At 73.2% G+C, this 6,601-nt stretch carries 8 protein-coding genes; 5 read left to right on the forward strand and 3 right to left on the reverse strand.

What is annotated here, in order from left to right:
- The first annotated feature begins 25 nt into the window (after positions 1-25).
- From AOJ26_RS33720 to AOJ26_RS33735, 4 genes are read left to right on the forward strand one after another with little or no spacing between them, the layout of a single operon-like run.
- Entirely contained in the window at positions 26-769 is a 744-nt protein-coding gene (locus AOJ26_RS33720) for a L,D-transpeptidase family protein (RefSeq protein WP_053852170.1), read from the forward strand.
- 18 nt (positions 770-787) lie between these two features.
- Entirely contained in the window at positions 788-1,489 is a 702-nt protein-coding gene (locus AOJ26_RS33725; protein ID WP_053852171.1) for a response regulator transcription factor, read from the forward strand.
- Entirely contained in the window at positions 1,486-3,303 is a 1,818-nt protein-coding gene (locus AOJ26_RS33730; RefSeq protein WP_053852172.1) for a sensor histidine kinase, read from the forward strand. Before AOJ26_RS33725 ends, AOJ26_RS33730 begins: the two co-directional genes overlap by 4 nt.
- Before the next feature lie 58 nt (positions 3,304-3,361).
- On the forward strand, positions 3,362-3,811 hold the full coding sequence (locus AOJ26_RS33735; RefSeq protein WP_053852173.1) for a DUF6098 family protein: 450 nt from the start codon (positions 3,362-3,364) through the stop codon (positions 3,809-3,811).
- A gap of 39 nt (positions 3,812-3,850) precedes the next feature.
- On the opposite strand, the gene AOJ26_RS33740 is transcribed toward AOJ26_RS33735, so the two are convergent.
- Together AOJ26_RS33740 and AOJ26_RS33745 are read right to left on the reverse strand one after the other, a co-directional pair.
- Entirely contained in the window at positions 3,851-4,105 is a 255-nt protein-coding gene (locus AOJ26_RS33740; RefSeq protein WP_053852174.1) for a WhiB family transcriptional regulator, read from the reverse strand.
- A gap of 109 nt (positions 4,106-4,214) precedes the next feature.
- A complete protein-coding gene (locus tag AOJ26_RS33745; RefSeq protein WP_053852175.1) occupies positions 4,215-5,435 on the reverse strand; it encodes a saccharopine dehydrogenase family protein in 1,221 nt (406 codons plus the stop codon).
- A gap of 111 nt (positions 5,436-5,546) precedes the next feature.
- Here AOJ26_RS33745 and AOJ26_RS33750 point away from each other — a divergent pair, with 111 nt between their 5' ends.
- Positions 5,547-6,275 carry a TetR/AcrR family transcriptional regulator gene (locus tag AOJ26_RS33750; protein ID WP_053852176.1) on the forward strand — a complete coding sequence of 243 codons (729 nt, stop codon included), beginning with the start codon at positions 5,547-5,549 and terminating at the stop codon, positions 6,273-6,275.
- A gap of 77 nt (positions 6,276-6,352) precedes the next feature.
- Here the strand turns inward: AOJ26_RS33750 and AOJ26_RS33755 are convergent.
- Positions 6,353-6,601: LysR substrate-binding domain-containing protein (locus AOJ26_RS33755; protein WP_234358739.1), on the reverse strand; the 249-nt coding region annotated here is incomplete at its 5' end.

The following is a 6,601-nucleotide window of genomic DNA, read 5'->3' on the forward strand; positions in this document are numbered from 1 at the left end:
CACAAGTGTCGGTCAGAGTCGTTCCATGATCACACGCAGAACCCACGTCGCCCTGCTCGCCGCGTCCCTGCTTCTCACGGGATGCGGCGGGGGTGCCGTGGCCGGCACGCAGACCGCGCCCACGCCCTCCCTGGCGCCTGCCAGGGCCACTCCCTCGCCGGAGATCTCCGTCGAGGTCGCACCCCAGCAGATACCCGGCCTCGGCCCGAGGACCCGGGCGGGCATCCCGGCCGACGCCCGGCAGGCCGTCGTGGTCACCGGGCGGGGCCGCGACTCGCCGGTCTCCACCGTGGTGCTGTACGAGCGCACGGAGGCCGGCTGGCGGGCCGGCGCGAGCTGGCCCGCGCACAACGCCCTCAAGGGCTGGACCGACCACCACATGGCCGGTGACCTGCGCTCACCGATCGGCGTGTACACCCTCACCGACGCCGGGGGACTGCTGAAGAACCCCGGCACGAAGCTGCCCTACGACCGCGGGGTCGGCTTCACCGCACCCGGCACCGGCTTCGAGGGCGAGCCGCTGGCCGGCTCCTTCGACTACGTGATCGCCATCAACTACAACCGGCAGCCCGGAACTTCACCGCTGGACTGGACGCGGCCGCTGGGCGCGGGGCGCGGCGGCGGGATATGGCTGCACGTCGACCACGGCGGCCCCACCCACGGCTGTGTGAGCATCGCGGAGAAGCACATGAAGGAGCTGCTCCTGGCCCTGGACCCGGACCTCCGTCCCGTCGTCGTCATGGGCGACGCCGGGTCCCTGAACCGCTGAGCGCCTAGGATCCGCCAGGTGTGCGCACATGTGCTGGTCGCCGAGGACGACGAGATGCAGGCCGAGCTCATCCGGCGCTCCCTGCTCGCCGAGGGTCACACCGCGACCGTGGTCCACGACGGCCGGGCCGCCCTGGACGCGGTCCGGCGGGTCGCCCCCGACCTCGTCGTGCTGGACCTGATGCTGCCGGTGATCGACGGCTTCGGAGTGTGCCGGGTGCTGCGCCGCGACGCGGACGTCCCCGTCGTGATGCTCACCGCGCGGTCCGCCGAGGACGACGTCCTGCTGGGCCTGGAACTGGGCGCCGACGACTACATGACCAAGCCGTACAGCCCCCGGGAGCTGATGGCCCGCATCCGGACGGTCCTGCGGCGCAGCGGACGGGCCGCCGTGTCCGACCGTCGCGAGGATCCCGTGGTCCGCGCCGCGGGCCTCTCCGTCGACCCCGTGCGGCACGAGGTGCGGTGCGACGGAACGCCGGTGGAGTGCACCCCGGCCGAGTTCGAGATCCTGCTGGCCATGGTCGCCGAACCCGAACGGGTCTTCTCACGGCGGCAGTTGCTGGAGGTCACCCGGGGCACCGACCGGGCCTCCACCGAACGGGCCGTGGACGTGCACATCATGAACCTGCGCCGCAAGGTCGAGGCCGACCCGCGCCGCCCGGTGCGGCTGCTGACGGTGTTCGGCGTGGGCTACAAGCTCAGCGGCGGCCGCGGATGAGCGCGCGGATACCCCTGCACAAGCGGCTGCTGGTCCGCCTGCTGATCACGTCCGGGCTGATCGCCGTGTGCTCGGTGGCCGCGACCGCCTGGCTGGCCGTGGCGACCACCACCCAGGCCCTGCGCGAGGAACAGGGGCAGGCCCTCGCCGACGACATGGACGTCCTCGCCGAACTCAGCGGCTACGCGGCGACCCACCCCGACTGGACGGGGGTGGCCGCCACCGTACGGGAGCTGTCGGCGCGGACCGGCCGGCGCATCGCCCTGACCGCCCCCGACCGCACGGCCATCGCCGACTCCGCGCCCCGCGGCACCGCCCTGCCGCCGAGCGCCGCCGCCACCGTCGACCCGCTGCGCACCGACACCTACAGCGAGCGCGGCGCCCAGATCGCCGGCACCGACCCGCGAGCGGTGGGCCCGTACCGGCTCACCCGGGCGGAACGCGCCAAGGTGGACGCCCTGGCCCGCAAGCGGCAGCTCTGCTTCGCGCGGTCCGGTCTGGAGACCAGCCTGCGCCGTCAGCCGAGCGGCCGGACGGTCCTCACCGACCCGGACACCGGTTCCGCACCCGACTACGTGCCCGACGCCTGCGCCGACGGACTGCTCAACACCCCCACTCCGACCGAGGCGAAGGCCGTCAAGGCGCTCCAGGGGCTCGCCCGTGACTGCCTGACCAAGACCGGACTGGAACCCGGCATGGCCGCGCTGGTGGGGATCGAACCCACCGGGCTGGATCTGCGCGGTCCCCTCTCCGGCAAGCTCGCCGCCAAGGAGGCGCGCCTGGTCCAGCCCTGCCTGGACAAGGCCCGCCGCGCCCAGTTGGACCCGTACGTGGCGCCCGTGGCCGAACTTTTCCTGGGCACCGGGGACACGCCGGCCGTGCTGTTCGACATGTCGTCGGCCAACAAGGCCAAGGTCGTCGGCACCGCGGGTCTCGTCCTCGCCGTCACCGTCGCCGCGACGGCCCTGGTCGCCACCCGGCTGGTTCGGCCGCTGCGCGCGCTCACGGCGGCGGCCCAGCAGCCGCCCGAACTCCATGTGCGCGTCCCCGTCACCACCCGGGACGAGACCGGCATCCTCGCCGTCGCCTTCAACGACCTGACCGAACGCCGCGAGCGCCTGGAGGCCCAGCGCAAGGCGATGGTCAGCGACATCGCCCACGAACTGCGCAGCCCGCTCACCAACATCCGCGGCTGGCTGGAGGTCACCCGGGACGGTGTCGTCGACCCCGACCCCGTGCTGCTCGCCTCCCTGCACGACGAGGCCCTCGTCCTGCAACGGGTCATCGACGACCTCCAGGACCTCGCGGACGCCGACGCCGGCACGCTGCGCCTGCACCGGGAGCCCGTCCGCTGCGACGAGCTCCTCCAGCAGGTCGCCGCGGCCCACCGCGTCGCCGCCGGCGCGGCCCGGGTGGAACTGCGCACGGACGTCGACGGTGAGCCCTGGCTGGACGCCGACCCGGTCCGCATGCGGCAGGCGCTCGGCAACCTGGTGTCCAACGCGCTGCGTCACACCCCGGCCGGCGGTGGGGTCACCCTGTCCGCGCGCCGCGACGGCGACGACATCGTCCTGGAGGTCGCCGACACCGGCACCGGCATCGCGCCCGACGACCTGCCGCACGTCTTCGACCGGTTCTGGCGCGCGGAGAAGTCCCGCAGCCGTCGTACCGGCGGCTCCGGCCTGGGCCTGCCCATCGTCCGGCACCTGCTCGCGGCCCACGGCGGAACGGTCGCGGCGGCGAGCGAGCCCGGCACCGGCAGCGTCTTCACCCTGCGGATGCCCGGACGCGGCGCGCCGGGGCCGGACGCCTGATTCCCCTCGTGGCGTGCGGGTACTACGTATGCCCGCGGAAGGAAAGGGAGGACGGGACATGACCGTGTCGGACGGGCTGCCGGTGGTGCGGACACTCGCCGAACTCGCGGGCCTGGCCGAACGGCACGAGCGGCTGTACGTCCGCTGGTCGCGTGGTCCGGAGGTCGATCTGGCCCGGGCGTCCAGCACCGACGAGCTCACCGGCCTGTCCCTGCCGGGACTGTCGGCGAACCCGCTCGACGTCGAGGACTGGTGGCAGGGGCGGCCCGTACAGCTGTGGGTGGCCCGGCGCCTTTTCGACTACTCCCATCTGCCGCACGAAAAGGGCCCCGGCGTACGGCCCTGGGTGCTCCAGGGGCGTGAGCGGGGCCGGGGGCCGGACAACGAGCCGCTCGTCGCCGACGTTCGCCCGATGTGCTGGATCGACCCCCAGGTGATCGAGGAGGCGCGGACCGCTGTCGAGCGGCTGGAGAATCCCTGGGGCCCGCTGCGCCGGACGGGCCGCTGAACGGGCCCGGTGGGAACCGGGCCCGTCCGGGCTCGCCCGTCAGCCGGACCTTCTCCGCGCGGCGGCAGCGCGCCGGGCCAGGGCCCGGCGTTCCGTCTCGCTGGTGCCGCCCCAGACGCCGATGCTCTGTCCCGTGTCCAAGGCCCACTGGAGGCATTGCTCCTGGACCGGGCAGCGCCGGCAGACGGACTTGGCCTGCTCCGTCTGGACCAGCGCAGGGCCCGTGGTGCCGATCGGGAAGAAGAGATCCGGGTCCTCTTGGCGGCACGCGGCATGGGTTCGCCAGTTGTCCATCAAAGTCACCTGCGATCGAAGTCGTACGTGCCCTCGTGCATGCCTTACTCGCTTTCGGGTCACCTGTCGATGCGCGGTGAAACAACCGGGTCCTGTGGGACGTGCCCGGTCACTGCTCCCGGACGCCCCACGGCGAGCCGTACGCGGTCAGCAGATCCAGGAAGGGACGGGCCGGGAACGCCTCGGGACCGAGGACACCGGAGCCGGACCAGGCGCCGCCGGCGAGGAGTTCGAGGGCGACGACCGGGTTCACGGCGGTCTGCCACACCACGGCCTGGCAGTCGTACTCCGCCATGGACCACTGGTTGTCGACCACGTGGTAGAGGTACACCTCGCGCGGCGCCCCGTCCTTGACGCCCTTCACCCAGGTGCCCGCACAGGTCTTGCCGTGCATCCGGTCGCCCAGCGTCGCCGGATCGGGCAGGCAGGCGGCCACGACGTCCCGCGGCGAGACGGCCACCGGTCCCGCGGGACCCGGCACGGTCACCGGCTCGGTGCGGTCCAGGCCCAGCAGGTGCAGGGTCTTCAGCGTCTCGACGAACTCGCGGCCCAGGCCGTACTTGAAGGTGACCCTGTGGGCCCCGACCCAGCGGGGGACGAGCAGCACCTCCTCGTGCTCCACGTTCACGCACTCGACCGGGCCGATGCCCTCGGGGAAGTCGAAGACCTCCGGCTCGCTGAAGGGCTCCGTCGTGAACCAGCCGCGGTCGGCCTCGTAGACCACCGGCGGGTTCAGGCACTCCTCGATGGTGGTCCAGATGCTGAACGAGGGGGCGAAGTCGTAGCCGTCGACGGTGAGGTTCGCACCGTCGCGGACCCCGATCTCCTCGATCTCGTCGAACAGTTCGTCGGCCGCGTACCGGGCGAAGACGTCCGACAGACCCGGCTCCACCCCCATGCCGACCAGGGCCAGCGCGCCCGCCCCCGCCCACTCCTCGGCCTGCGCGAACTGCTCGTCGCCGAGCTTGACCCCGCACTCCTCGTTCGGCCGCTCGGGATGCGGACGGGACAGGGACATCGCCATGTCGACATAGGTCGCCCCGGCGGAGCGCGCCGCCCGGAACAGCGGCATCACGAACCGCGGGTCGGTGGCGTTCAGGAGGACGTCGCAGGCGTGCCGCTCCAGGAGGGCGGCCACGGCCGACTCGTCGCCCGCGTCCACGCGCTCGGCGCGGAACCGCTCCCCCCGGTCGCCGAGCGCGGTCACCGCGGCCTCCGCGCGGGCCGGGTCGTAATCGGCGACGACCATGGCGTCGAAGAACGGCCGCCGGGCGGCGATCCGGGTGACGGCGGTGCCGACGCCCCCGGCGCCCACGAGCAGTACACGCATGACAAACACTCCCCAACAGGGTGGAAGGTCGCAGATGGACGGGGCCCCTGGCGGAGATACAACGCCGTGCGCCCGTTTAAGGTCAATGGCGTTGGCATAAGGAGGCGCCCGATGCCCAAGCCGGTGGTCCCCGAAGAGAAACGCCGTAGACGCCGCCCCACCAGGAGCGGCACCGTGCTGTCCGAGGCACTGATCGTCGAGACCGCCCTGCGCATGCTCCGCGAGCACGGCAGCACCGGTCTCACCGCCCGCCGTCTGGGCCTGGCCCTGGACGCCGACCCGAGCACCCTCTACCGCTACTTCCGCGGCATGGACGAACTGACCCTGGCCATCGGCGACGCCCTGATCGGCCAGGCGCTTCAGGGCTGGGCGCCGACGGGGGAGTGGCGGCACGACCTGCGCGAGGTGGGCCTGCGCATCCACGGGGCGTACCTCGCCCATCCCCAGGCCGCGGTGCTGACGACCAGCAGGGTCACCGGCCGGGCCAACGAACTGGCCGCGGACGAGGCGGTCCTGGACATCCTGCGCGGGGCGGGCCTTCCCCTCCCGGAGACCGTGCGGATCTACCACGCCTTCATCGACCAGACGCTGGCCTTCGCGGCGCTGGACGCGGCCTCCCTGGCCCTGCCGAGCGCGGCGCTGGACGCCGACGAGGACAAGTGGCGTTCGACGTACGCGCGGCTGCCCGCCGACCGGTATCCGCGGATCGCGGAGGCGGCGGGTCTCCTGGCGACCCGCATGGTGACCAGCGCCTATCCGACGGCGCTGGACATGCTCCTGGACAGCGTGGAGCGGCGGATCGGCGCTGAGGGGGCGGCCAGGGCGGCGGAGCGGCGCTGAGCGGGATCGTGGCTGAGGCGGATCGGCACTGAGGGGTAATCGTCGCTGAGGCGGATCGGCGCTGAGGGGGCGCCGGATCAGCGGAGCGCGGCCGAGGCAGCCGCCGTCACGGCGTCGGCCAGCGCGGCCAGCGCCGGGGAGTCCAGCTTCCACTGCTGCCAGTACAGCGGGACGTCCACCGGCCGGTCCGGCGCCAGCGGGACCAGCCGCCCGGTCCGCAGCAAGGGCTCCGCCTGCACCTCGGGCACCATCCCCCACCCCAGGCCCCGCGCGACCGCCTCCACGAACCCCTCCGACGTGGCCACCGCGTGCCGGACCCGGCTCGC

This window comes from Streptomyces sp. NRRL B-24085, from assembly GCF_001282115.1.
Lineage (GTDB): Bacteria > Actinomycetota > Actinomycetes > Streptomycetales > Streptomycetaceae > Streptomyces.

Bases quoted from the DNA above. Each gene is read 5' to 3' on its own strand.
- AOJ26_RS33735 (WP_053852173.1), top strand. From the start codon at position 3,362: ATGACCGTGTCGGACGGGCTGCCGGTGGTGCGGACACTCGCCGAACTC.
- AOJ26_RS33745 (WP_053852175.1), bottom strand. From the start codon at position 5,435: ATGCGTGTACTGCTCGTGGGCGCCGGGGGCGTCGGCACCGCCGTCACC.
- AOJ26_RS33750 (WP_053852176.1), top strand. From the start codon at position 5,547: ATGCCCAAGCCGGTGGTCCCCGAAGAGAAACGCCGTAGACGCCGCCCC.
- AOJ26_RS33720 (WP_053852170.1), top strand. From the start codon at position 26: ATGATCACACGCAGAACCCACGTCGCCCTGCTCGCCGCGTCCCTGCTT.
- AOJ26_RS33740 (WP_053852174.1), bottom strand. From the start codon at position 4,105: ATGGACAACTGGCGAACCCATGCCGCGTGCCGCCAAGAGGACCCGGAT.
- AOJ26_RS33730 (WP_053852172.1), top strand. From the start codon at position 1,486: ATGAGCGCGCGGATACCCCTGCACAAGCGGCTGCTGGTCCGCCTGCTG.